This window comes from Halobacteroides halobius DSM 5150 (genome assembly GCF_000328625.1).
Taxonomy (GTDB): Bacteria; Bacillota; Halanaerobiia; order Halobacteroidales; family Halobacteroidaceae; genus Halobacteroides; species Halobacteroides halobius.
On sequence record NC_019978.1, the window covers coordinates 1,919,050 to 1,944,241 of the forward strand.

The following is a 25,192-nucleotide window of genomic DNA, read 5'->3' on the forward strand; positions in this document are numbered from 1 at the left end:
CACCTACTTTTCAAAAAAACTTTTTATTTTTTGCCAAAACCCTTTATGTTCTGGATTAATCTCTTCACCACTTATATCAGCAAATTCTTTTAGCATATCCTGTTGCTCTTGGCTTAAATTCTTAGGAATTACTACTTTAACTTTAATTCTTTGGTCCCCTCGACCTCTACGGTTTAAATGGGGAATTCCTTTATCTTTTAGTCTAAAGAAAGTACCAGGCTGAGTTCCTTCTGGAATATTAAATTTAACCTTTCCATCTAAAGTAGGTACTTGGATTTCATCACCTAAAGTAGCCTGTACAAAATTAATTGGCACCTCACAAATCACATCATCCCCTTCTCTTTCAAAGATCTCATGAGACTTGACATTAATTATAACATATAGGTCTCCTGCTGGACCACCATTCTCCCCAGCTTGGCCCTCGCCTCTGATTCTAAGTTTAGAACCATCTTTAACACCAGCTGGAATATTAACTGATACCTTTCTTTGCTTCTTAACTTGGCCCTGGCCATTACATTTAGAGCAAGGTTCTTTCACAAATTTTCCAGTACCACCACACCGATCACAGGTCTTAGTCTGTACCATTTGACCAAATGGAGTATTTTGTTTATACCTAATTTCTCCACTACCATTACATTTAGCACAACTTTCTACATCTTCAGGTGAAGAAGCTCCTGTCCCATCACAAACTTCACATTCCTCAGTTCTAGGAAGTGTAATTTCTTTTTCTGCTCCAAAAGCTGCTTCTTCAAAATCGATATTCATTCTATACTGTAAATCTGCTCCTTTACGAGGACCATTTCTTCGTCGACCACGTCCGCCTTCACCAAAGAACATATCAAATATATCTTCAAATCCACCACCAAAGCCACCAGCTTGACCTTGGCCACCAAAACCAGCATCTTGATTTACTCCAGCGTGACCATATCTATCATATCTAGCCTTCTGTTCCTCATCACTTAAAATTTCATATGCTTCTGTAACTTCCTTAAACTTCTCTTCTGCATTTTCATGATCACTTATATCTGGATGATACTTTTTAGATAATTTACGATAAGCTTTTTTAATTTCTTTTTGACTAGCATCCCGGTCAACACCTAATATTTCATAATAATCTTTCTTTGCCATATCATTCACCACCCTTGACTTATTAATATCTTTTGCTCTATGATAGGATTATTTTGTATTTGAAAATTTATATCAATCTTAGCATAAAAAGAGAGTCAAAGCCAGCTATTATGGCTTTGACTCTTGTGAGGTATCCAACTATTTATTGCTTACTCATCATCAACTTCTTCATAATCAACATCTACTACATCATCATCTTCTTGTGCTCCTGCAGCTTCTCCAGTAGCACCTTTGGCTCCAGCTGCTTGTTGAGCTTGCTGATACATCTTAGCTGTTACTTCTTGTAATTTCTCTTTCTTTTCATTAATAGTCTCAATATCTATTTCAGCAGGGTCAATATTATGCACATCAATATCATCAATTACTTCTTCTAATTCTTCTTTAGCAGACTCAATATCACTAATTAAACTGCTATCCATCTGTTCTCCTGCTTCTTCAATAGTCTTTTCTATTTGTCGTACTAAACCATCTGCTTCAGTTACTGTTTCAATAGCTTCTTTTTTCTTTTTATCTTCCTCAGCATGCTCTTCAGCCTCTTTTACCATCTCTTCAATTTCTTCCTCAGATAAACCTGTATCAGATTGAATTGTAATTTCCTGTTCCTTACCTGTTCCTTTATCCTTAGCTGATACATGAACAATACCATCTGTATCAATCTTAAACGTTACTTCAATTTGTGGTACACCACGTGGAGCAGGTGGAATATCTGTTAATTGGAAACGACCTAATGTTTCATTATCTTTGGCCATTTCTCTTTCTCCTTGTAATACATGAATATCAACAGCACTTTGATTATCCTCAGCAGTAGAGAAGACTTTACTCTTTTCTGTTGGAATAGTTGTATTTCGATCAATTAATTTAGTAAATACGCCACCTAATGTTTCAATACCTAAAGATAGAGGAGTAACATCTAATAAAACAACATCATCAACCTCATCATTTAAAACACCACCTTGAATAGCAGCTCCCATTGCTACACATTCATCAGGATTAATACCTTTATTAGGTTCAATTCCGGTCTCTTTTTTAATTACTTCTTGAACAGCTGGAACTCTTGTTGAACCACCAACTAATAATACTTGGTCTAGATCTGATTTACTTAAACCAGCATCATCTAAAGCATTACGAGTTGCTTTTAAAGTTTCATCAATTAATCCAGAGATCATATCCTCAAACTCAGATCGAGAAATATTAATATCAAGGTGTTTTGGCCCATCTTCAGTTTGAGTAATAAATGGTAAGTTAACATTAGTAGTTGCTACCCCAGAAAGTTCAATCTTTGCTTCTTCAGCAGCATCTTTTAAACGTTGTAAGGCCATTCTATCATTTCTTAAATCAATGCCATGCTTCTTTTTAAATTCATCTGCTAAGTAATCGATGATTTTTTCGTCAAAATCATCTCCACCTAATTTATTATCTCCTTTAGTAGCTTCTACTTGGAATAATCCATCACCAAGATGTAAGATAGAAACATCAAAAGTACCTCCACCAAGGTCATATACTAATACAGTTTGGTCTTTATCATCATCTAATCCGTAAGCTAAAGAAGCAGCTGTTGGCTCATTTATAATCCTTTTAACCTCTAAACCTGCAATCTTTCCTGCATCCTTAGTTGCTTGACGTTGTGCATCTGTAAAGTAAGCTGGAACTGTTATAACCGCTTCTTCTACTTCTTCTCCTAAGTAATCTTCAGAGTAACTTTTGATTTCCTGCAAAATCATAGCGGAAACCTCTTGAGGCTTTCTTTCTTTACCAGCTAATTCAACGGTATAATCTTTATCTCCCATATGCCGCTTGATAGATTGTACTGTTTCATCAGGATTTTTTATAGCTTGGCGCTTAGCAGGTTCACCTACTAATCGATCACCATTATCATTATAAGCTACAACTGAAGGAGTAGTTCTACCCCCTTGCCTATTTGGAATAACAGTTGCTTCTCCACCTTCCATTACTGCAACACAAGAATTAGTTGTACCTAAATCAATACCAATAATCTTACCCATTATGTATCATCCTCCTCATTAATTTACAATTTATAAAATTTATAATTAATCAAAGAACAATGTATACATTGTTCTTTATTCTGCTACCTTAACCATAGCTGGTCTAACTACCAAGTCATCTAACTTATAACCTTTTTGCAATTCTTCAGTAACTATACCAGACTCGTACTCATCAGTGGTTTCATTCATTACTGCTTCATGAATATTAGGGTCAAACTCTTCCCCAACTGTTGGTACTTCTTTGACATCTTTTTTCTTTAGTAAATTAGTTAGCTGACGGTAAATCATCTCTACACCCTCTAATACATCAGCTACTTCTTTACTATCTTGAGACATACCTAAAGCACGTTCAAAATTATCAATAATAGGTAACAAATCAATTACAAAGTCTTTAGTAGCTTGAGTACTAATTCTTTCTTTTTCCTTAGTTATCCTCTTTTTATAATTAGAAAAATCAGCTTTTAGCCTTTGTAAACGATTCATATACTTCTCTTTTTCCTCTTGTTCAAGTGCTAATTCCTTTTCAATCTCCAAAATCTGCTCTTCTATTTCTTGAGCAGCTGTTATTTCTTCTCTTAATTTACTAAATCGATCACTAATTCTCTCCTCAACCTCTAATTCTTCCTTTAATTCTTCTTCTAATTGAGCTACTTCTTCTTTAACACTATCTAAACTACTTTCCATATTAATCTCTTCAGAATCTAAATTATTAGTTTCAGCTTCTTCTTGCTCTTGTTCTTTCTGCTTTAAATTTTCTTCCATTACTATCACCACCTACTTACCAATTATATATTTATTCTACTTTATTAGTTAAATAATTACTTAACAGCTTAGACATAAACTTAACTGTACCTACCACTTCCGAATAGTTCATCCTGGTTGGCCCTAGTACTCCAATCTTACCAATAGGACGATTACCAAAATGATAAGTAGCAATTACAATACTACAATCTTTTATTTCTTTACACTTGTTTTCACTACCAATTGAGATCTGTAAATCACCTTTACTATTACCTAAAATTTCTTTTAGTACTGCTTCATGCTCTAAAACTTGTAAGACATTTTTAATTTTATCAATATCACTAAACTCTGGTTGGTCTAAAATATAAGTAGTTCCCTCTAAATATATTTTCCCAGCAGAAGAAAAATTATTCTTAAAAGCTGTAGGGCTTAAAAAGTCTAACTCTCCTAAATCCAGATTCAAACGATTAACTAAATCCTGAGATAATCTAGTCAATAGCCCATCATCAATCTCATATAATGGAAGACCATGTAAACGCTGGTTCAAAAAGCGAGAAATATCTTCTAGTTTATTTTGATTAAAAGATGATGGTACCTCAACTAACTTATCTTTAACAATTCCTGTATCCGTAACTAATACTAATAATATCTTCCTATTAGTTACTGGAACTAATTTTAAATATTCAAAGGAACTTTCCTGAATTCTAGGACTTGAAGCTAATGAAGTATACTTAGTCAAATCAGATAATAATTGTGAAGCATCTTCAATTAGTCCTTGTATCTCCTTATGTTTAGAATTGTACTCTTTCCATATAGATTCTACTTTAGTAGATGATAATTTATTTGAATCCATTAAAGTATCTACATAAAATCTATAACCTTTATCTGATGGTATCCTTCCTGCAGAGCGATGAGGCTGCTCTAAATAGCCAAATTCTTCTAAATCAGCCATTTCATTTCTAATAGTAGCAGAGCTTACATCAAAATTATATCTCCTAGTCAATTTCCTAGAACCTACTGGTTCAGCCGTCATAATATATTCTTTAATAATTGCCTTTAGAATTCTTTTTTTGCGGTCTGTAATCTCCATATTATAGCCACCACCCCTCTGTATTAGCACTCGTAACCAGCGAGTGCTAATAACTTGCTATAATAAAAATATCATGTCCCTTATGATTTGTCAACTCTAATTTCAAATTATAATTTAAAGTAAGAACTCTGCTAAAACTCGATTAGCCAATAATATCCCTTGTGAGGTTAAATATACCCGTCCCTTATTAATATCTAATAATCCTTTTTGCCTTAATTTACTAATTTCATCTTCATAAAAGTCAAATATAGAATTATCGTATTTAATAGCAAAATCAACCATGGAAATTCCTTCCTTCAATCTTAATCCTAACATCATTGTTTCTTCCACCTTTTCCTCTAAACTTAACTTATTATAATTTACTATTGGTAATTTACCTTGTTTTATTTGTTGGCAATAATCACTAATATTTTGCTGATTATACCCTCTACCTACCCCATCATAAAAGTGTGCACCCGGGCCAAGAGCTAAATAAGATTGATTTAACCAATAAAGTTTATTATGTAAGCATTCTTTATTAGATTTAGCAAAATTAGAGATTTCATACTTATTATAACCTTGCTTCTCTAGTTTTTCTTCAACTAATTGATACATTTTTAGATCTAATTCCTCACTAGCAGCATTTAACTTTCCTTCTTGTAACCACTGATAAAATAAAGTCCCTTCTTCAAACTTAAGATTATAGGTAGATAAATGATCTGGAGCTAATTGAAAAGCAAAATCTAATGTAGCTTCCCAATCCTTTAAATTTTGTCCTGGTAAAGCAAACATTAAATCAAAATTAATATTACTAAAACCAACTTTACGAGATAAAAAATAATTATCAACTGCATCTTGTACAGTATGAATCCGACCAATTTGTTCCAAAAAATAATCATCAAATGATTGAATTCCAAAGCTTAGTCTATTAATTCCTGCCTCTTTAATTATTCTTAACTTTTCTTCATCTACTGTACCAGGATTAGCTTCAATTGTAATCTCTATATCATCCCCACAATAAAATTGCTGTTGGCACTTAGTAATAATATCATTGATTTGTACTCCAGATAATACAGTAGGAGTTCCACCCCCAATAAAAATAGTCTTTATCTTATGTTTATATTTATTAGCTAATAACTCTATTTCTTTATCTAGTGCTTTTAAAAATTTTATTATTAAATTATTATTGTTTAAAGCAACAGAATTAAAATCACAATAATAACACTTTTCTATACAAAAAGGGATATGAATATATAACCCAGATTCTCTCATATAAATCCCCCTACTACTCATTGATAGTTAATACAGCCATAAAAGCCTCTTGTGGGATTTCTACACTACCAACTTGCTTCATTCGCTTCTTACCTTCTTTTTGTTGCTTAAGCAATTTTTTCTTTCGTGATACATCCCCACCATAACATTTCTGTAATACATCCTTGCGCTTGGCCCTGATTGTTTCTCTAGCAATCACATCATTACCAATAGCTGCTTGAATAGGAACTTCAAACATTTGTTCTGGAATATATTCTTTTAACTTTTTAGCCAATTCACGCCCTGTATTATAAGCAAAATCACGATGAACAATACATGATAGAGCATCAACAGAATCTTTATTAACTAAAATATTTAATTTAACCAAGTCACCTTCCTGATAACCAGAAAATTCATAATCAAATGTTGCATAACCTCGCGTTTTAGATTTTAATCTATCAAAGAAATCCAATACAATCTCACTTAATGGTAAATTATAAGTTAACCTAACCCGAATATCATCTAAATACTCCATATTCTTAAACTCACCACGTTTTTCTTGGGCCAATTCCATAGCAGCCCCTACATGTTCATCCGGAAGCATAATAGTTGCCTGTACTATTGGTTCCTCTATCTTTTCAATATGGTGTTTTTCTGGCATATTAGCTGGATTTTCAATCTCTAAAACCTGACCATCAGTCTTATAAACCTTATAAATTACACTAGGAGCTGTAGTTATTAAATCAAGATTAAATTCCCTTTCTAAACGCTCTTGAATAATTTCCATATGTAATAATCCTAAAAATCCACAGCGATATCCAAAACCTAATGCTTCAGAAGTTTCAGCTTCAAATGTTAAAGCTGCATCATTAAGTTGTAGTTTTTCCAAAGCATCCCTGAGTAATTCATAATCACTATTATCAACTGGATATAAACCACAAAAGACCATTGGCTTAGCTGGCTTATAACCTGGTAACCTCTTTGTAGTAGGATTCTTGGCATTAGTAATCGTATCTCCTACCTGAGCATCTTTAACATCTTTGATATTAGCAGCTACATAACCTACTTCTCCTGCTTTAATTTGATTTGCTTCAGTCATTTCTGGGCTAAATGTCCCTACTTCATCCACCTCAAAAGTTTTATCAGTGGCCATCATCTTAATCTTCATTCCAGGCTTAATTATTCCATCTAATACTCGATAATAAGAAATTACCCCTCGATAAGAATCATACATTGAATCAAAAATTAAAGCTTTAAGTGGCTTGTCTACATTACCAGCAGGCGCTGGAATACGATCAACAATCGCTTCTAAAACTTCTTCTATTCCTACTCCATTCTTTGCACTAGTTAAAATAGCCTCATCAGGATCTATACCCACCTCAATTAATTCTTCTTTAACCCGATCGGGATTAGCACTTGGTAAATCAATCTTATTAATAATTGGAATAATTTCTAAATCATTTTCTAAAGCTAAATAAATATTAGCTAGAGTCTGTGCTTCTATTCCTTGCGCTGCATCAATAACTAATAAAGCTCCTTCACAAGCAGCTAAACTTCTTGAAACCTCATAAGAAAAATCAACATGCCCTGGTGTATCAATTAAATTTAGTACGTAATCTTGATCTGATCTTGATGTATAATCCATTCGTACAGCTTGGGCTTTAATTGTAATACCTCGTTCCCTTTCTAAATCCATAGTATCTAATAATTGTTCTTCCATCTCTCGTTGAGAAATCGTATCAGTAACTTCTAATAATCTATCTGCTAAAGTAGATTTTCCGTGATCAACATGAGCAATAATAGAAAAATTTCTAATATGTTGTTGGTTAATCTGATTCATCATAAACCTCCTCCACAAGTTGATTCGCTGGTCTAATTATAACACCAGATTCCAGTTTAATCAACACCTTCCTTCAGCAAAGCCGCTAATACATTAGCTAATAATTTAGCTGATCTCTTAGCTTCTTCAATGGTATTCTTAGCTCCACCTATTTCTAATAGTAAAGAATGAGGATGTACATGTAAGTTATATCTACGATTAGTAACTAATTCTACTTCCCTTAATAAGCCTGGATACATCTGATTCATTTTTTTACCTAATCGTTTAGCAAATCTTAAGTTCTCTCTCCAGTTTGGATGAGGAAGTCCATATTCATTATTAGTTACAATAATCATTATTGTTGCTACTTGTTTACCATTAACCCTAGTTGTCAACAAATCCCTTCCCCCATTAAGAATTGCATCGCGATGTATATCAAATAACATTTTTAGATCTGGATTTTTTCTTTCTACTTGCTTAGCTGTCTGTAAGGAATTGATATAAGACCTAGCATAGGTTGTATCATTTACTCTCGTTGAATGAGCTACTGGAATATGATATTTAGTTTCTAATGTATTAGCTAATACACTGCCAATTTCAACTATATCTCCTCTACTTCCTGCTGGAGCATGGGAATTATAACCTTTATTTTCATAGTTTTCAGAAGTATGTGTATGATAAATCCCCACTAATGATCCATCAATTTTTTCTTGCTCTATCTTTTGTTTCTCATTATTTCGTCTATCTAAATTAGAGCCAGTTTTATTTTGGGGTTTAGTCTGCCAAAAATCAAGTTTAACCTTATAGTTTTTTTCTCCAGTATGTCTTCCTTCAGCCTGTATTTTTTCTGCTACTCTTTGCTTTGAATTTTTCTCAGCTTGATTAGATTTATTTCTACTAACAACTAATTTTACATTCTCTAGTTGCTTCATTTTAAAAAAAGAAATAGGCACTCCAGTCACAAACTCCCAAATATGACTAACCACAGTAGGCTGTTTAACAAAGGATAAATCCTTGTTACTAACCCTTACAATTGGTAAGCCCTCTTTTAAAATAAATTTAGAGTGAACTGCATCAAGATTTATCAAATTAGATAAATAAACAGCTATCTTATTATTAATAAACATATTACTTAAGATTAATTTAGGATTAATTTTTTTATCATTAAGATTAAATCCTCCTATTAATAGCAAAGAAATTTGGATAAAAATTATTAATAATATTAAAAATGATTTTTTATTCATTCTACCACTTCCTATATACAAAATTTATCAAAGAAATCACTTATTATTAAAGCAAATATTCTATCATTTATAGGTTCTTATAGAAAATTTATGTAATAAAAATCTAATTTATAACTGCTCTTTTAGATAATAAACTTACACTAGATAGCCTGAATTCAGGCTATCTAGTTAAATTATTGTAAATACATTGAAACATTTTCAGTTTTAATATCAGGATGCAAAGCAATATTAATCCCGCCGGATACTACTCTACTAGTATCTCTAATTAATTGGTCAATACCTTTAGGAGCTACAATTAAATCCCCCATAAAAGGCTGTAAAACTTGCTGAATTAATTCTTCTTGATTAGTCTGTTGTAATACATTTCTAGATTGGGGCGGTAGATCTTGATTATTCTGAATCTGTTTCATAGTATCATTAACTATATGGACTGAATTAATTACTGTAGGTATCCCCATAGCAATTACCGGTACTCCCATATCCTGTTGAGTAATTCCAATTCGTTTTTTTCCTAAACCAGACCCAGGATAAATTCCTGTATTACTGATCTGAATAGTTGAAGCCAAACGGTTACTTTCCTGAGCAGCTAACGCATCAACTGCAATAATCAAATCAGGCTTTACTCGATCAACAACTCCTTTAATAATTTCAGCGGTTTCAATTCCAGTTAAACCTAAAACACCAGGAGCTAATGCACAAACTGAACGTAAACCTTGCTTAGCTTGTGGATCAGCTGAACCATAAATATGCCTAGTAACTAATAAATGATGTACTACCCTTGGCCCTAAAGCATCAGGAGTTGTATTCCAATTACCCAATCCAATAACCAAAATAACAGGACTTTCTGTAGGACTAGTAGCTAATCTAGAATAATTTATTAGACTATTCATTTGCTCTGCTACCACCCCACTTAATTGTTCATGAACTTGTCTATTAGTTGTTCGTAATGAATCAGACTCTATAGTAATATAACTTCCCTGCGGCTTACCAATTTTTTGGGCTGCCTGCTGGTTTAAGACTTCAATCCTAGTAATTTCAGCATTTTCTACTTGTTTTTCTTCTACTGAAACTCCAGAAATTTCTCCACCGGTTCTCTCTACTGCCATATCTTTAGCCTCTACAGCTAAATCAGTTAAAGTAGCTAAATCTTTTTGCAATGTCATATTATTCCTCCTATCTTAATTCTGTAGGTACAAAGGTATCAATTACCCCAATTGCCAATGCTGATAATAAGGCTCCAATAATGGTTACTTCCATTCCTGCTACTAAATACTGCGTAAAATAAATTACTATAGCCGAAACAATAAATCCGACTATTCCTCTACCTTCTGGTGAAATACTATCTCCTAATACTGTCTCTATTATAAAACCTATAAATGCTATTACTGTTGAAGCAATTAATGCATTTATAAAACCTTCTACTGTCATTCCTGGGATCAACATACTAACTCCTAATAATACAAAAGCTGATACTATAAATCTCACTAGAGACCCTAACCACCCAACCATTACTCTGCCTCCTTCTAATAAATTATCAATTTATTTTATTATGCTTCATTAGATATAATAACCCAATACTCCCTATTTATTCACCTGAAAGGCTAAATTCAACTTGCTTTTTTTATAGGAGTGTGATACAATTCATATGGTTAAAATGCCAGAAACCATACTTTTATATACATAATTAAAAAGGGAGGTGCAAGAAATGCCAACTACTGATTCTGCTGCTAAAAGAGCAAGAGTTACTAAGAAAAAAGGAAAGATTAATAAAAGCAGACGAACTAAAATGAGAACTGCTATTAAACAATTTAATGAAGCAGTTGCTGAAGAAAATGTTGAGTTAGCTGAAGAAAATTTAAGAAAAGCTAAAAAGACAATTGATAAAGTTGCTAGTAAGGGAACAATTCATAAAAATAAAGCTGCACGCAAAAAATCTAAATTAGATAGAAAGTTCAACCAACTAGCTAAATAATAAAAAGGTGTTGCCATGATGGCAACACCTTTTTTAGATTAATTTTATTTTTAAATAGCCTCTTTTAAATTAATAACTAATAGTTCTAATTCTAACTCTTGATCTGCTCCAGTAACTAACTTATAGTCTGTTTTTGATAATTCCTCTAATGCTTCCTCTAGTGATTTTATCGAAAAATTTCGACTTTGCTTTAAACATTTCTCAACTGGATATGGGTGCTGTTTTAATTCCTTAGCTATTTCTTTGATCCTCAAGCCTTGTTGAGATAATAATTTTGTTTGCAACATCAACCTAATTTGACGAGCAATCATTACTAAAATTTGCTTAGGTTCTGTTCCTTCTTCTAAAATAACACTTAATAATTCTAAAGCTAAAGAAACATTATTATGTCCAATAGCATCTACAAAATCAAAAATAATATTATCTTTAACTAACCAATCTTTACTTATAATAGCTTCTACATCTGCTTTATTAATAACCTTTTTAGAGCCAACAAAGGTCATTATCTTTTCCAATTCATTTTTTAGCTTTTGTAAATCATTATTAAAAGCCTCTTCTAATAATTTAATAGCTCCTATATTAATTTGGTAACCTTCTTGTTGAGCTTTATTCTTTATCCACTCATCTAATTTTTTGTATTTTAAAGAAGAAAACTCTAAAATTTTACCTATTTTACTGACCTTTTTATATAATTTCATCCTTTTATCTGGCTTTTTGTGACTAACAAATAATAAAGTAGTAGTATCCGGGAATTCATCTAATAAACTATATAAAGTATCTATATCCTTTGTTTTTTGGGTAAACAAATTATATGTATGAACGATTACTATTCTTTTCTCTACCATAAAAGGTAATGTCTCAGCAGCATTAACTATTTGCGGGATTAAATCAGCACTTTCCTTAATAATATTTAAATTAAATGTACTAAATTCATCAGAAACAAAACAAGAAATAAATTCATCTAAAAATTTTCTCAATAAATATTCGTCTTCACCATAAGCCAAATAAACTGAAGCTAAATCAGTTATATTTTGTTCTAATATCTCTTCATACTGCATTAGTATCCCTCACTTAATATTCTAAAATAACCTATATCTAAGTTCATTTTAACATAAAATTTAGAGGTTGTGAAATAAAATTAATTTAAGGAAAAACTTACTAAGTATAAAATAACAGCTAGGCCGCACAATAGGTAATGTAACAAAGTAATCAAATCAACTAATCAATCAACTAACAAATCAAACAAAAGGAGATGAGACAAATGGGAATCAGAGGTAACAGCAACAGATTATTAAATCCAGAAGCATTAAAAGCAATGGATAAGTTCAAAGTAGAAGCTGCACAGGAGCTTAATGTTTCTCAAGACTATAAGTCTGGTTATTGGGGTAACATGACTTCTCGTGAATGTGGTGCTGTTGGTGGTCAAATGGTTAAGAAGATGATCGCTGAGTACCAAAATAACTTAGCTAATGGTAATGCTACTCCTCAAGCAGGAGCTGCTACTAAGGAAACTATTGCTAATGATGCTAAAGATAACTACAATTTAGCTAACAAAGCTGGTTCTTTTGTTCCTCAACAATAACTAACCTACAACACATCTACTACTAAAGGAGGCAATAAAAATGTCAATTCGAAATAATAGCAACAGATTATTAAATCCAGAAGCAGTGAAAGCAATGGATAAGTTTAAAGTAGAAGCTGCACAGGAGCTTAATGTTTCTCAAGACTATAAGTCTGGTTATTGGGGTAACATGACTTCTCGTGAATGTGGTGCTGTTGGTGGTCAAATGGTTAAGAAAATGATCGCTGAGTATCAAAATAACTTAGCTAATGGTAATGCTACTCCTCAAGCAGGAGCTGCTAGCAAAGAAACTATTGCTAATGATGCTAAAGATAACTACAATTTAGCTAACAAAGCTGGTTCTTTTGTTCCTCAACAATAAAATCAAATATCGAAATAAGCGGTGCTTAAGCACCGCTTATTTACAATTTATAGCTAAATAAAGAAAGGGGTTTAATAATGAAAAAAATTAAATTTTGGCTGGTTTTATCTTTAGTACTGGGACTATTAGTAGGAAATACCATCTCCATAAATGCTCAAAATTATCGCCAACAGGATCAAAACCAAAACTTGTTATGTATTATTAAATATGGTGATTCCTTATGGAAAATTAGTCAACGATATGATATCAACTTAGAAAAAATTATTCAAGCTAACCCTCAAATTGAAGACCCTAATTTAATATATCCTGGAGATAGAATCTATGAAACTAAAGGGCAAAGACAAAGAAAAGAACAAAAACAACCAGAAAAAGAAAGACAACAACAGCCGACTAGTCTTAAAGCAATGGAGAAAAAAATAGTTGCACTAGTAAATCAAGAACGACAGAAACAAGGATTAAAACCTTATCAACACAATCCAAAATTATCAAAAGTCGCTCGGACTAAAGCTCAAGATATGGTGAAAAATAATTACTTTAGCCATACTTCTCCTACCTATGGTTCTCCCTTTGAAATGTTAAGTCAATTCAATGTTAGTTACAGAACTGCTGGAGAAAATATTGCTCAGGGCCAACGTACAGCCCAACAAGTAATGAATGCCTGGATGAATTCTCCAGGGCATCGCCGCAATATTTTAAATCAAAGATTCACTCAAATTGGTGTTGGATTAGCTAAAGATGAAGATGGAACTCCTTATTGGGTGCAAATGTTTATTAAACCATAGATAATATAAGTATAATACTTTTCTCAATTGAGAAAAGTATTATACTTATATCTTTCTCCATCAGTAATTATAGTAATTGCTCCTTTTTTATCAGTACGTAATACTTTAATCCCTTTACTTTTTAATCGGTTAATTACTATTGGACTAGGATGTCCATAATTATTCTTTCCAACTGAAATTATAGCTAAGTAAGGATTAACAGAATTAATAAATCTCTTTGTACTAGAAGTAGAACTACCATGGTGTGCTACTTTTAATATACTGCTTTTTAATTTACGATTATTAACTAACCGTTGTTCAATTAACCTTTCAATATCTCCAGTTAATAGTAACCTAAATTGTTTATAAATTACTTGTAAAACTAAAGAGTTATTATTAGTTTTTAATTCTTCAGCCCAGGGAAGGCTAGGGCCAATTGCTCTAATATTTATAGGAAAGACACTAATCTTATCTCCTGCCATTAATTTAATTAATTTTATACCTTTGTTTTTAGCTATCTGAGTTAGTTGTTGCTTAAATTCATTCTTTTTAGCTGGAGACGGATAAAAAACTTTATTAACTGCAAATTTTTTTACTATAGGCAGGACTCCCCCTACATGATCCTTATGAAAATGGGAGACAAAAATAGCATCTAAATGATTTATTCCTTGCATCCGTAAAAAATTAATTATTTCTCCTCCATTCTTTCCAGCATCCACTAAAATATGTTCTCCAGTAGGCAGTCTAAAATAAACACCATCAGCTGAACCTACATCAAAGAAGATAATCTTTAATTGCTGCTGATTAATAAAACCTAATTGTAATATAAGCAACAATACTAAACTTAAAGCTATAATAGATGCTTTCTTCCTATATTGTTTACTATAAGGAATCAATGATAACTTCATCAGTTGAGATAAGTAATAAACAACTATATAATAAATTATTATCCCTAATAAACTAGGAGTAGCCACAAATAACTTAAAAGCAATATAATTAGCTAACCACTCTACTAGTTGCAATGCCATAAAGATTAATAATTTGATAATAAAAGCTAATATTTCAGTAGCTATTTGACTAAAAAAACTAACTACAATAAAAATCATTCCTAACCAAAGAATAAGACTAACTATAGGCATTACTAATAGATTAGCAATTAACCCTCCTAGTGAAACTTGGTTAAAATAATAAGCTAATATAGGAAATAGACCCACCTGAGCTGCTAAAGTAGCAGTTAACATCTGATTTAGTCTTGTTGGTAGCCAGATAAAATATCTTTCTAAAACAGGGGCCAAATAAACAATGGCTATTACAGCACCAAATGATAATTGAAAACTAACTGTAAATAGACTCCTAGGATTAATTAATAAGATAATAAGTCCTACTCCAGCTAATAAATTATATAAATCTATTTTTCGATCAAAATATTTTCCTATTAAAACTAGATTAATTAATAATACAGCTCTTAAACTAGATGTTTGAACTCCAACCAGTAATAAATAGACTCCTAAACTAAAACTAGTTAAAAATAAAATTAAACCATCAGATAATCCAAACTGCTCTCCTAATGAGTAAATTAAATAACTAATTATTCCAATATGAAATCCAGAAATAACTAGTAAATGACTAATTCCTAGTTCTCTAAATCTTTCATTAATCTTAGCTGGTAACTTAAACTTAACTCCTAGCAATAACGCCTGTAAAAATTGACTATTTGTACCTGAAAAATAAGAATCAAAATTAGCTATAATCTGAGATTTTAGATTAAATAATAGCTCTATTAAACTATCTTGGTGGCCAATCTTTTCTAGCTGCTTAATTTGACCTACTACATAAATACCTTGTTGTTTAAGATAACTACGATAAGAAAAACCTCCTGGATTTCGCTGGCGATTAGGAAATTCTAATCTAGTAGTTGCTGCAATCCTATCCCCATAACTTAACCTTACCTGTGAATTTGGATACCAATCGGTAAGTAATATTCGTCTAGTACTAGAGTAATCAAATTCAGGAATTTTCAAATCAGTAACTACATAACTAGCTCGTTTGTTGGTAATTTCTGCTTTAATAACTCTGCCCTTTAGTCTTACTTTATTTCCTACTATTTGCTTTAATTTATCTTGTTGCCACTCTAAATTTAAAGTCTGTAAATAGACAATTCCTAATAAGAAAATTAACACTAAGATTAAAAGATTTGATTTATCAGTTGTATGATACCAGCTATAAACTGTCCCTATAACAAATAAACCAATCAAACTACTAATCCACTTAATCGTTTGAATACTTGGTAATAAATAATGAGCGATAACTAATCCTAAACTAAACGCAATAAATATTTTTACTAATCTTCGTTTAACCTTAATATGTTACTCGACTCCTTATTTGAGCTAGAGTTCTATTCCCAATTCCAGATACTTTTTTTAATTCCTCTATATTATTAAATCGGCCATGCTGCTGTCGATAAGTAATAATTTCTTGGGCTGTAACAGGGCCAATTCCTTTTAACTTTTTTAAATTAGTTTTGTCAGCAAGATTAATATTAATTTTATTACTATCTGCTCCTGTCTTATTTTTCTTCAGTTTAGTAGGAATAATTATTTTACTGCCATCTCTTACTAACACAGCTAAATTAATAGCATTTAAATTAGCTTCTTTAGTTGCTCCCCCAGCCTTCTTCAATAATTTATAGACTCTAGCTCCTTCTTTTACTTTATAAACTCCAGGATTAGATACTGCTCCACCAATATGAACAAATATTTCTTCAATTGTTGCTTTGTTTTTTCTCTTCTTGTTTACTACTTCTCTTTTTAATTCTCGTTGCCGGTCTATCTTAATACTTTCATGAGCAGAAAAATTATTCTTAAAGATTAAAAATCCACCTAATCCAACAATTATAATTAATAGTATAACTAATATAACATCGTCTCTGTTATTAAAAATTATCATCCCCTCCTTTCTATCTATTTTTTACCAAGATTATAATTTTATGTATAGCAAATTCAGTAACTTCAACTTAACTTATTCAAAAAAGAAAAAGCTTGCGTCATAAACGACACAAGCTAAATTAAAACTTATTGAGCAACTATATTAACTAACTTTTTAGGAACAACTATCTCTTTAATAATCTCTTTACCTTCAATATGACGTTGTACATTTTCTTGTTCTTTAATTATTTCTTTAAGTTCTTCTTCTGCAATATCAGCAGCTACTTTAACTTTATCCCTAACTTTACCATTAACCTGAACTACTATTTCAATTTCATCCTTTTTAGTGGCTTCTTGATCAAAATTAGGCCATTCTTGATTATGAATACTATCTTCATATCCTAATTTAGTCCATAACTCTTCAGTCATATGGGGGGCAAAAGGAGCTAATAGTAAAACAATATCTTCAACTACTACTTTTAGTAATTGACTATTTATTTGTTTAGCCTCATTTAAGTACTTATAAACAGCATTAACCAATTCCATAATAGAACTAATTGCTGTATTTAATTGTCCTCTTTCTTCTATATCACTTGTTATATCTCTAATTGCTACATGTAATTGACGATGTAACTTTTTATCTAAATCATGATTAATTTCAAATTCAGTTGTTACTTCTTTAATCTGATCTATATTCTTAGCTACTAATCTCCAAACTCGATTCAAGAAACGTTGAGCTCCTTCTACTCCTTCATCATTCCAATCTAGGTCACGTTCTGGAGGAGCTGCAAATAAAATAAATAATCGCGCAACATCAGCGCCATATTCATCTAAAATCTCTAGTGGATCAACAATATTTCCTTTAGATTTAGACATTTTGGCCCCATCTAATAATACCATTCCTTGTGTTAGCAAACTTGCGAATGGTTCTTTAGCTTCAACTAACCCCTGATCATTTAAAAACTTCATAAAGAATCGAGCGTATAATAAATGTAAAATAGCATGCTCAATTCCACCAATATATTGATCAACATTCATCCAATAATTAGCTCTTTCTTGATCAAATACCTTAGTAGTCAATTCTGGACTGGTATAGCGTAAATAATACCAAGAAGAATCTACAAATGTATCCATAGTGTCCACTTCTCGCTTAGCCGCTTGTCCACACTCAGGGCAAGTAGTCTGCACAAATTCATCTACATTCGCTAGTGGAGATTGGCCCTCACCTGTAAATTCTACATTTGTTGGTAACTTAACAGGTAGATCCTCTTCTGGAACGGGTACTGTACCACAATTATTACAATGAATTACAGGAATTGGTGTTCCCCAATACCGTTGTCGGGAAATTAACCAATCACGCAGACGATAATTAACATCTTTATTACCTATACCCTCTTCCTCTAAATAATCTACAATTTTATCAAAAGCATCATCAATACTTAACCCGTTAAGCATTTTGGAATTAGTTACTAAACCATCCTCTGTATAAGCTTCTTCTAATTTATCTGCAGTTAATTCTTCATCATCTGGTTGAATAACTACCCTAATTGGTAAATCATATTCTTTAGCAAATTCAAAATCACGTTCATCATGAGCTGGTACAGCCATAATTGCTCCAGTACCATAATCCATTAATACATAATTAGCAATCATTACTGGGATTTCTTCTTTAGTTACTGGGTTAATAGCTTTGATTCCAGTATCGATTCCTAATTTTTTAGCATCAGTTCCAGTTCTTTCTTCTTCATCTTGATCTTTAACTTCTGCAATGAAGTCTCTAATTTTTGTTTCATTCTCTTTACCAGTTATTAATTCATCTACTAAAGGATGTTCTGGAGCTAAAACCATATAAGTTGCCCCATAAATAGTGTCTGGACGTGTAGTAAAGACTTCTAATTCATGATTACTTTCTTTAATCTTGAATTTAATCTTAGCTCCTTCACTTCGTCCAATCCAATTTTGTTGCATTGTCTTAACCCTCTCTGGCCAGCCATCTAATAAATCATGATCCGCTAATAATTGATCTGCATAATCTGTGATTTTAAAGAACCATTGCTCTAATTCCTTATCATCAATCACTTCACTATCACAACGTTCACATTCACCATCTATTACCTGTTCATTAGCTAATACAGTCTGACAGTCTGGACACCAATTGACTTGAGCCTTTTTCTTATAAGCTAATCCTTCTTTATATAATTCAAGAAATAGCCATTGAGTCCATTTATAATAATCTGGCTTACAGGTAGCTACCTCTCTCTTCCAATCATAACTTAAACCTAACATCTTAAATTGCTTTTTCATATTAGAGATATTATCCTCAGTCCAATCAGCTGGATGAATATCACGTTTGATTGCAGCATTTTCTGCAGGTAAACCAAATGCATCCCACCCCATAGGATGTAGTACATTATACCCTTGCATTCGTCTAAAACGAGCAAAGACATCACCTAAAGAATAATTTCTAACATGTCCCATATGTAAATTTCCTGATGGATAAGGAAACATTTCTAATACATAGTATTCATCTTGATTTTGGTTGATCTCTGTTTGATAAGTTCCTTCTTCTTCCCAGTGTTGTTGCCACTTTTTTTCCACCTTACTAAAATTATATCTTTCTTCCATCTCTACTCCTCCCTTTTATAATTATATCATATGTATTTTAACATATTTTCTAGTTGATATTTAGCTTTTAATTAAAGAAAAAGCTCATCCCTTATAAAAAGGGACGAGACTTATAAATCCTGCCAAGAAACTTCTTTTGCATCTCCCCATAATTTCTCTAAATTATAATGCTCCCTCTCTTCTTGGTGAAAAATATGAACTATTACATCAGCATAATCTAAAACTATCCACCTATTATTATCAGTTCCTTCTTTACGCACTGGTCTAACTTCCTCTTCTAAATCATCACCAATAGCATTTAAGATTGCTCTTACATGTGGAGTAGAACTACCACTACAAATTATAAAATAGTCTGCTAAAGTAGTAATCTCTCTCATATCTAAAACAAGAAGATCTTCCGCTTTTTTAGCAGCAGCACTTGCAATTTTTTTAGCTAATTTGTTTGTTTCTACATCGCCAAGCTCCATCAAAATTATTACCTCCTATTAAAATATCATTTCACATCTAATAACAAATTATTCTAATCTTATTCACTCTATATTTTTTTCACCAATAATTACCACTACTTGATCATTAGTTTTATCTTTAATCATCTTAGCATCCAAATAATCAACTAATGAACTTAATTGCTCCCTTTTACCTGACGAAGCAATTATAATATTTCTAGTATATTTAAAGTTATCAGCATTACCAATTTCTTTTATCCGATAACCCTGATTAGATAATAAATCAGCAAATCTAGCAGCCAAACCTGAGGTCCCATTCCCATTTAAAATAGTTAATTCAATCTGTTGGTGTTTAAAATAAGACTTAGTTTTTATCAATGAAGCTACTACTGCCTTAACTTCCTGTAAATCTGGTAACCAATAGCTAATTCCTTCAATATGCTCTGGACTACCTGGTAACATTTTCATTACCACTTGCTCTAATTGAAAATCATCTACGATAGTAGCTAATTTAAATAACTTAGTAAATTCTAAATCAGTTACCACATGTTCTCTAAATTTACTAATCAACTCCGGGGTCTTCAATAAGGTTTTAAAACTTAATACTTGCTTAGAAGCGGCTTTTAAAAACTTTTGCTGCCTTCTTATTCTTCCAATATCTCCTAGTGCATCATGTCTAAATCTAACATACTCTAAAGCTTCTTGACCTGTTAATTTTTGTTGACCAGCTTCTATATCAATATTTAATCCAGCAGCCTGATCAACATAATGCAGGTCCTTTTCTACATTAATTTCTATACCACCTAGAGTATTAACTAAAGCAACAAATCCTTGATAGTCAATCTGCAAATGATAATCAAGAGGAATCTTTAAATAATCCTCTATAGTCTTAATAGTTAAATCTAATCCTCCATAAGAGTAAGCTGCATTAATCTTATGATATCCTTTATAACCAGGGATCTTTACTCTAGTATCTCGTGGAATAGACAATAAACCTACTTGCTTAGTTTCTAAATTAAAACTAGCTACCATTATCGTATCAGAACGTCTAAGCCCCTTTTTCTTAGCATCTGAACCTAATACGACTAAATTAAATTTATCTTCTAAATTAACTTCTCTTCTTTCATTTTTTTCTTTAACCTGCTTAGGGGTTGCATCAAAGAAGGATTTATTAAAGATTACAAATCCTATACCAGCAATAAATACAGTTGCCAATAGTAAGCTACTAATAAACTTTTTAGACATTATTTCACCCCTTAATTACAGGAGGGAGTTCCGGGTTTCAATCGTTTGTGGATGAATTATAGCCTCCTGTTCTAAATTATATCTAATTGTATTATCACAAGCAATTCTAACTGCTTCATTTAAGGGTTGCCCCTTGACCTTGGCCCTTAATTTATCAATAGCTTTACAATCTCTATTTGGTTCAATATAATCAGCCAAAAATATAATTTTATCTAAATCATTCATTTGGGGGCTACCTAAAGTATGAAGGCTAATAGCTTGTAAAATATCTTGGTCACTAATCTTAAATCTTCTTTTCACTAATTGAGCACCTACGGGCCCATGTAATAAAGCAGGTATCTTTTGACAAACACTGTCTATCACTATACCAAACTCTTTTGCCTTTTGCAATAGCAGTTTCTTAGAGAAACCCTTAGCACAATCGTGTAATAATCCAGCCCAACGTGCTTTTTTAGTACTAACATTATATCTGCTTGCTAATTTAACAGCAGTATTTCTAACTCCTAAACTGTGTTTTAAACGCTTAGTACTAATCATATCTTTTAATTTTCTTATAATCTCTTCTTCAGTCATTCTTCATTCCTCCACATATAAATTATATTTATTGATATAAGATTCAATTTCTTTAGGCAATTGATACTTAATTGGTTGTCCAGCCTTAACCCGTTGTCTAATATCAGTCGAGGAAATAGCTAAGCTAGGAATCTTTAATGTATAAATACTATTTCGATAAGCAGCGTAAATCTCTTGTCCTAATTTAGAAAGGGAATAACCAGGTCTACTAGCAGCAATAAAATTTGCTTCCTTTAATAGTTCTTCAGGATTCTTCCAAGTGAAAATTTCTAAAATTGCATCCGCTCCAGTAATAAAATAAATCTCTGCTTGAGGGTAAATTTTCTTAAATTCTTTAACTGTATCTATAGTATATGATAACCCAGTTCTATCAATTTCTAACCGTGAAACCCTAAATTTAGGGTTATTTATAGTAGCTAATACAGTCATCGTATATCTATTCTCTGCTGAAGTAATCTTTTGTTCCGTCTTATGTGGAGGATTACCTGAAGGAAGAAAAATCACCTTATCTAAATTATACTGATATGCTGCACACTCTGCTGTTAAAAGATGTCCATTATGAATTGGATCAAAGGTCCCTCCCATAATTCCAATTGTTAGTTTATCTTCTACCATAAATGTCAACTCCTAATTCAATTTTTGGCTTAGTTATTATATTATAATAATTATACTATTCTCTCAAGAAAGTTTCATCACATATTTATAAAGACAATTGGGCAAAATTTATTTAGGAGGGGATTTGATGTCTAAAACTAAACTATCATCTACACTAGCTAAACAAAAATTAATTGAACTAAAAAATTTGTATCAACAACCACCTAATCCAAATATTATTCCTAATAAATTATATCATTATGTTAGAGAAAACCAACGAAAGTTAATTGAGGAAGCAATTAATAAAATAAAAAAAGATGGACTTAAAGTGGCTAATCCTAGAGATACTACAAGCATTATAGATGATAAAACTCAAAGACCTGCTGGTATTTATTTTTGGGGCCAACCAATCAAAGATGAAATACATATTGAAGTAGAAATTGATGATCTTAACTTAAATCAATTGTATGCCTTCCCGCATCAAATAGCTGATACTATTTTAAAGATAAACCAAAATTATATATTACCAAATAATTTTTGGGCCAAGTTAAAGAAAATAGCACAACCTATTCCATTTAGTGAATATAAGGGACAATTTAGAGCTGAATTTATTTATACTGTTGATATTTCCCCTGAATTACTAAAAATTAACTCAAAACCTTTAGTTACTTCTTAAGTAAAAGATCAGCTGCTTGTCTAATATTTTGAGTAGTACCAACTATAAATACTCTATTTGACTCTTTAACAACAGCATTACCATGAGGGATTACCAGATCATCTTTATTTTGATCAAATAGACCACCAATTAAAACTTGCTTAGGAAAATCATCTGCTTTAGTTATCTCAGAAATAGTCTTCCCATGACACCATGCGCCCTGAGGAATAGTTAAAATAGAAACTTCTGCTTTCCCACCACCTAATGACACAACCTTTCTTACCTCAGGTTGTTCAATATCTAAAACAAATTCTCCAACCATCATATCAACTATTCCTGCAATGGTTGTTGCACCAGCTAATTGGTAGGCACTCTTGTACTCTGGGTCCCTCATACGAACCATAATTTTTTCTACTCCAAAATCTTTAGCCAATAAAGAAAATGATAAGTTATCAGCGTCATTTCTCATGACTCCTATGGCTACATCTGCTTTTTCAATCCCTGCTTCTTTTAAAGTATTAATATTAGTAGCATTACCATGAATACTAACTGCCCCATATTCAGAATAAACCCTCTCACAGACTTCTTCATCTACATCAATTACTACTACATCATGTTTCTCTACTAATTGCTTAGTCAAATTGCGCCCTACAATACCAGCACCTGCAATTATAATATACATCTTATCTCCTCCAAGCTTGTTTACTAAAAAGTACAAATATAGGTAAGATTTCTAACCTCCCAGCTAACATTCCAATGATGTACGTTATCTTAATCCCGGCAGATAAACTTTGCATCTTTTCTACACTAAAATAAAACGGGCCAATATTCCCCAAAGCTGAAAAAATACCAGAAAAAGCCTGCCACGCTGATAAGTTAGAACTAATAGCTGTGATTGCTCCCCCTATAACAATTAAAATCAACCATCCAAAAACTAAAGCTACAGTTTTAAATATCTCCTGGTCAGATATTTTATTTCCATCTACTACTACTGGTAAAACTGCATGTTTAGGATAATAAATCTTCTTGACTTCACGTTGTAATAATTTATTTAAAATAGCTACTCTAATTATTTTAATTCCCCCTGCAGTAGAACCAACGCAACCTCCAATAAACATTAGTAGTAAAAAAAATTGTTTGGCTAATGCAGGATAAAAAGAAGTAATAATACCTTCTGTTGCAAATCCTGTAGTAGTTAAAATAGATACTACCTGAAATAAAGTATATCTAATTGTTCTTTCTAACCCTGACCATTTAAACGGGAAGGCTAAATAATGATCTAATATAATTAAGCTAGATACACCACTAATGATAGCCCAAAAATACTTCATCTCTATCTTATCCCATAATGCATTAATCTCACCTGTCAACACCTTATAGTGAACCAGAAAGTTTATTCCTCCTAGTGTCATAAACAAAATAGTTACATATTCAATTAATTTATAATATTGATAACCAGTTTGTTTAAAGTAAGCAATACTAGCATCATAATTAGTAAAACCACCGGTTGATAAAGTAGTAAACGAATGAGTTATTGCATCAAACAAGGATACCCCTAATATCTTTAGTAAAATAATCTCTAGTAAAGTAAATAAAGCATAAATCCCCCATAAAATCTTAACTGTTTTAAAAATATTAGGTACTGGTCTACTTTGGTTTATTTTATGACTTTCTGCAGTAAATAATTGAAATAATCCTGCTTGACCACGAAAAGTAACAACCAAAAAGAAAGTCAAAAAGCCTAATCCACCTAACCACTGAATTAAACAACGCCAAAACTGAATAGACTTAGGCAGATTACTTAAATCTGTAAAAACAGTAATTCCTGTAGTAGTAAATCCACTAACTGTCTCAAATAAAGTATCTAAATAGGTATAATCTAATTTTAAATAAAAAGGTAAGGCTCCAACAAAAGAGATAGTAATCCACCCTAAAGCACACACTAACATTCCAGTTGTCAAGTTGATTTTTCCCTTTTTAAATTTAAATTGAGTAATAAATCCTAATCCTAAAGATAATAAAGCAGGAATAATAAAAGCATAAACCAATTCTTCTCCGTAAATAAAGCCAACTACTATAGGCAATAGCAATGTACATCCTAAAACAATTAATAATGATCCTATTAAACTGATAACAGTCGTTAGTTTTTGATTAAACAATCAATCACCTCCTATCTAATATGCTAATAAATTCACTTAG

General features: G+C 31.8%; 24 protein-coding genes. 5 read left to right on the forward strand and 19 right to left on the reverse strand.

Annotated features, from left to right (window positions below):
• Positions 1-3: 3 nt before the first annotated feature.
• From dnaJ to HALHA_RS09345, 9 genes are all read right to left on the reverse strand, one after another.
• Positions 4-1,128: a molecular chaperone DnaJ gene (gene dnaJ / locus HALHA_RS09305; protein ID WP_015327524.1), complete on the reverse strand. Its 1,125-nt coding sequence runs from the start codon at positions 1,126-1,128 to the stop codon at positions 4-6.
• 149 nt (positions 1,129-1,277) lie between these two features.
• Positions 1,278-3,131 (reverse strand): molecular chaperone DnaK, encoded by a 1,854-nt coding sequence (gene dnaK / locus HALHA_RS09310; protein ID WP_015327525.1) that lies wholly within the window; start codon positions 3,129-3,131, stop codon positions 1,278-1,280.
• Between the two features lie 75 nt (positions 3,132-3,206).
• Positions 3,207-3,893 carry a nucleotide exchange factor GrpE gene (gene grpE / locus HALHA_RS09315; protein ID WP_015327526.1) on the reverse strand — a complete coding sequence of 229 codons (687 nt, stop codon included), beginning with the start codon at positions 3,891-3,893 and terminating at the stop codon, positions 3,207-3,209.
• Positions 3,894-3,924: 31 nt separating this feature from the next.
• Positions 3,925-4,962, reverse strand: coding sequence for a heat-inducible transcriptional repressor HrcA (gene hrcA, locus HALHA_RS09320; RefSeq protein WP_015327527.1), 1,038 nt, complete (start codon positions 4,960-4,962; stop codon positions 3,925-3,927).
• 114 nt (positions 4,963-5,076) lie between these two features.
• A complete protein-coding gene (hemW, locus tag HALHA_RS09325) occupies positions 5,077-6,213 on the reverse strand; it encodes a radical SAM family heme chaperone HemW (protein ID WP_015327528.1) in 1,137 nt (378 codons plus the stop codon).
• 13 nt (positions 6,214-6,226) lie between these two features.
• Positions 6,227-8,032 (reverse strand): translation elongation factor 4, encoded by a 1,806-nt coding sequence (gene lepA / locus HALHA_RS09330; protein WP_015327529.1) that lies wholly within the window; start codon positions 8,030-8,032, stop codon positions 6,227-6,229.
• A 56-nt stretch (positions 8,033-8,088) separates the two neighbouring features.
• A complete protein-coding gene (gene spoIIP / locus HALHA_RS09335) occupies positions 8,089-9,255 on the reverse strand; it encodes a stage II sporulation protein P (protein ID WP_015327530.1) in 1,167 nt (388 codons plus the stop codon).
• 173 nt (positions 9,256-9,428) lie between these two features.
• Positions 9,429-10,418, reverse strand: coding sequence for a GPR endopeptidase (gpr, locus tag HALHA_RS09340; protein WP_015327531.1), 990 nt, complete (start codon positions 10,416-10,418; stop codon positions 9,429-9,431).
• 10 nt (positions 10,419-10,428) lie between these two features.
• Positions 10,429-10,764 (reverse strand): phage holin family protein, encoded by a 336-nt coding sequence (locus tag HALHA_RS09345; protein ID WP_015327532.1) that lies wholly within the window; start codon positions 10,762-10,764, stop codon positions 10,429-10,431.
• Between the two features lie 196 nt (positions 10,765-10,960).
• Between HALHA_RS09345 and rpsT the strand changes: the two genes are divergently transcribed.
• On the forward strand, positions 10,961-11,227 hold the full coding sequence (gene rpsT / locus HALHA_RS09350) for a 30S ribosomal protein S20 (protein WP_015327533.1): 267 nt from the start codon (positions 10,961-10,963) through the stop codon (positions 11,225-11,227).
• 50 nt (positions 11,228-11,277) lie between these two features.
• Here rpsT and holA read toward each other — a convergent pair whose 3' ends face one another.
• Positions 11,278-12,285 carry a DNA polymerase III subunit delta gene (holA, locus tag HALHA_RS09355; RefSeq protein ID WP_015327534.1) on the reverse strand — a complete coding sequence of 336 codons (1,008 nt, stop codon included), beginning with the start codon at positions 12,283-12,285 and terminating at the stop codon, positions 11,278-11,280.
• 203 nt (positions 12,286-12,488) lie between these two features.
• On the opposite strand from holA, the gene HALHA_RS13310 reads away from it, so the two are divergent.
• The 3 genes from HALHA_RS13310 to HALHA_RS09370 all read left to right on the forward strand — a co-directional run bounded on the left by HALHA_RS13310 (position 12,489) and on the right by HALHA_RS09370 (position 13,952).
• Positions 12,489-12,809 (forward strand): alpha/beta-type small acid-soluble spore protein, encoded by a 321-nt coding sequence (locus HALHA_RS13310; protein ID WP_015327535.1) that lies wholly within the window; start codon positions 12,489-12,491, stop codon positions 12,807-12,809.
• A gap of 40 nt (positions 12,810-12,849) precedes the next feature.
• On the forward strand, positions 12,850-13,170 hold the full coding sequence (locus HALHA_RS13315; RefSeq protein WP_015327536.1) for an alpha/beta-type small acid-soluble spore protein: 321 nt from the start codon (positions 12,850-12,852) through the stop codon (positions 13,168-13,170).
• Positions 13,171-13,247: 77 nt separating this feature from the next.
• Positions 13,248-13,952 (forward strand): CAP domain-containing protein, encoded by a 705-nt coding sequence (locus tag HALHA_RS09370; RefSeq protein WP_015327537.1) that lies wholly within the window; start codon positions 13,248-13,250, stop codon positions 13,950-13,952.
• A gap of 23 nt (positions 13,953-13,975) precedes the next feature.
• Here the strand turns inward: HALHA_RS09370 and HALHA_RS09375 are convergent, their stop codons facing one another.
• The 7 genes from HALHA_RS09375 to nadD all read right to left on the reverse strand — a co-directional run bounded on the left by HALHA_RS09375 (position 13,976) and on the right by nadD (position 22,359).
• On the reverse strand, positions 13,976-16,294 hold the full coding sequence (locus HALHA_RS09375; RefSeq protein WP_083882254.1) for a DNA internalization-related competence protein ComEC/Rec2: 2,319 nt from the start codon (positions 16,292-16,294) through the stop codon (positions 13,976-13,978).
• Positions 16,290-16,877, reverse strand: coding sequence for a helix-hairpin-helix domain-containing protein (locus HALHA_RS09380; RefSeq protein WP_015327539.1), 588 nt, complete (start codon positions 16,875-16,877; stop codon positions 16,290-16,292). Before HALHA_RS09380 ends, HALHA_RS09375 begins: the two co-directional genes overlap by 5 nt.
• 125 nt (positions 16,878-17,002) lie before the next feature.
• On the reverse strand, positions 17,003-19,480 hold the full coding sequence (gene leuS, locus HALHA_RS09385; RefSeq protein WP_015327540.1) for a leucine--tRNA ligase: 2,478 nt from the start codon (positions 19,478-19,480) through the stop codon (positions 17,003-17,005).
• Positions 19,481-19,590: 110 nt separating this feature from the next.
• Positions 19,591-19,947 (reverse strand): ribosome silencing factor, encoded by a 357-nt coding sequence (rsfS, locus tag HALHA_RS09390; RefSeq protein ID WP_015327541.1) that lies wholly within the window; start codon positions 19,945-19,947, stop codon positions 19,591-19,593.
• A gap of 63 nt (positions 19,948-20,010) precedes the next feature.
• Complete coding sequence (locus HALHA_RS09395; protein ID WP_015327542.1) at positions 20,011-21,171, reverse strand: LCP family protein; 1,161 nt, start codon at positions 21,169-21,171, stop codon at positions 20,011-20,013.
• A 15-nt stretch (positions 21,172-21,186) separates the two neighbouring features.
• Entirely contained in the window at positions 21,187-21,744 is a 558-nt protein-coding gene (yqeK, locus tag HALHA_RS09400; RefSeq protein WP_015327543.1) for a bis(5'-nucleosyl)-tetraphosphatase (symmetrical) YqeK, read from the reverse strand.
• Positions 21,745-21,747: 3 nt separating this feature from the next.
• Positions 21,748-22,359 carry a nicotinate-nucleotide adenylyltransferase gene (gene nadD / locus HALHA_RS09405; protein WP_015327544.1) on the reverse strand — a complete coding sequence of 204 codons (612 nt, stop codon included), beginning with the start codon at positions 22,357-22,359 and terminating at the stop codon, positions 21,748-21,750.
• 127 nt (positions 22,360-22,486) lie between these two features.
• On the opposite strand from nadD, the gene HALHA_RS09410 reads away from it, so the two are divergent.
• Entirely contained in the window at positions 22,487-23,014 is a 528-nt protein-coding gene (locus tag HALHA_RS09410; RefSeq protein ID WP_015327545.1) for a hypothetical protein, read from the forward strand.
• On the opposite strand, the gene HALHA_RS09415 is transcribed toward HALHA_RS09410, so the two are convergent.
• Together HALHA_RS09415 and HALHA_RS09420 are read right to left on the reverse strand one after the other, a co-directional pair.
• On the reverse strand, positions 23,004-23,675 hold the full coding sequence (locus HALHA_RS09415) for a potassium channel family protein (RefSeq protein ID WP_015327546.1): 672 nt from the start codon (positions 23,673-23,675) through the stop codon (positions 23,004-23,006). The two genes, HALHA_RS09410 and HALHA_RS09415, sit on opposite strands and share 11 nt — an antisense overlap.
• Position 23,676: 1 nt before the next feature.
• The gene (locus HALHA_RS09420; RefSeq protein ID WP_015327547.1) at positions 23,677-25,152 is read right to left on the reverse strand and encodes a TrkH family potassium uptake protein; all 1,476 of its coding nucleotides are present in this window, start codon (positions 25,150-25,152) and stop codon (positions 23,677-23,679) included.
• Positions 25,153-25,192 lie beyond the last annotated feature (40 nt).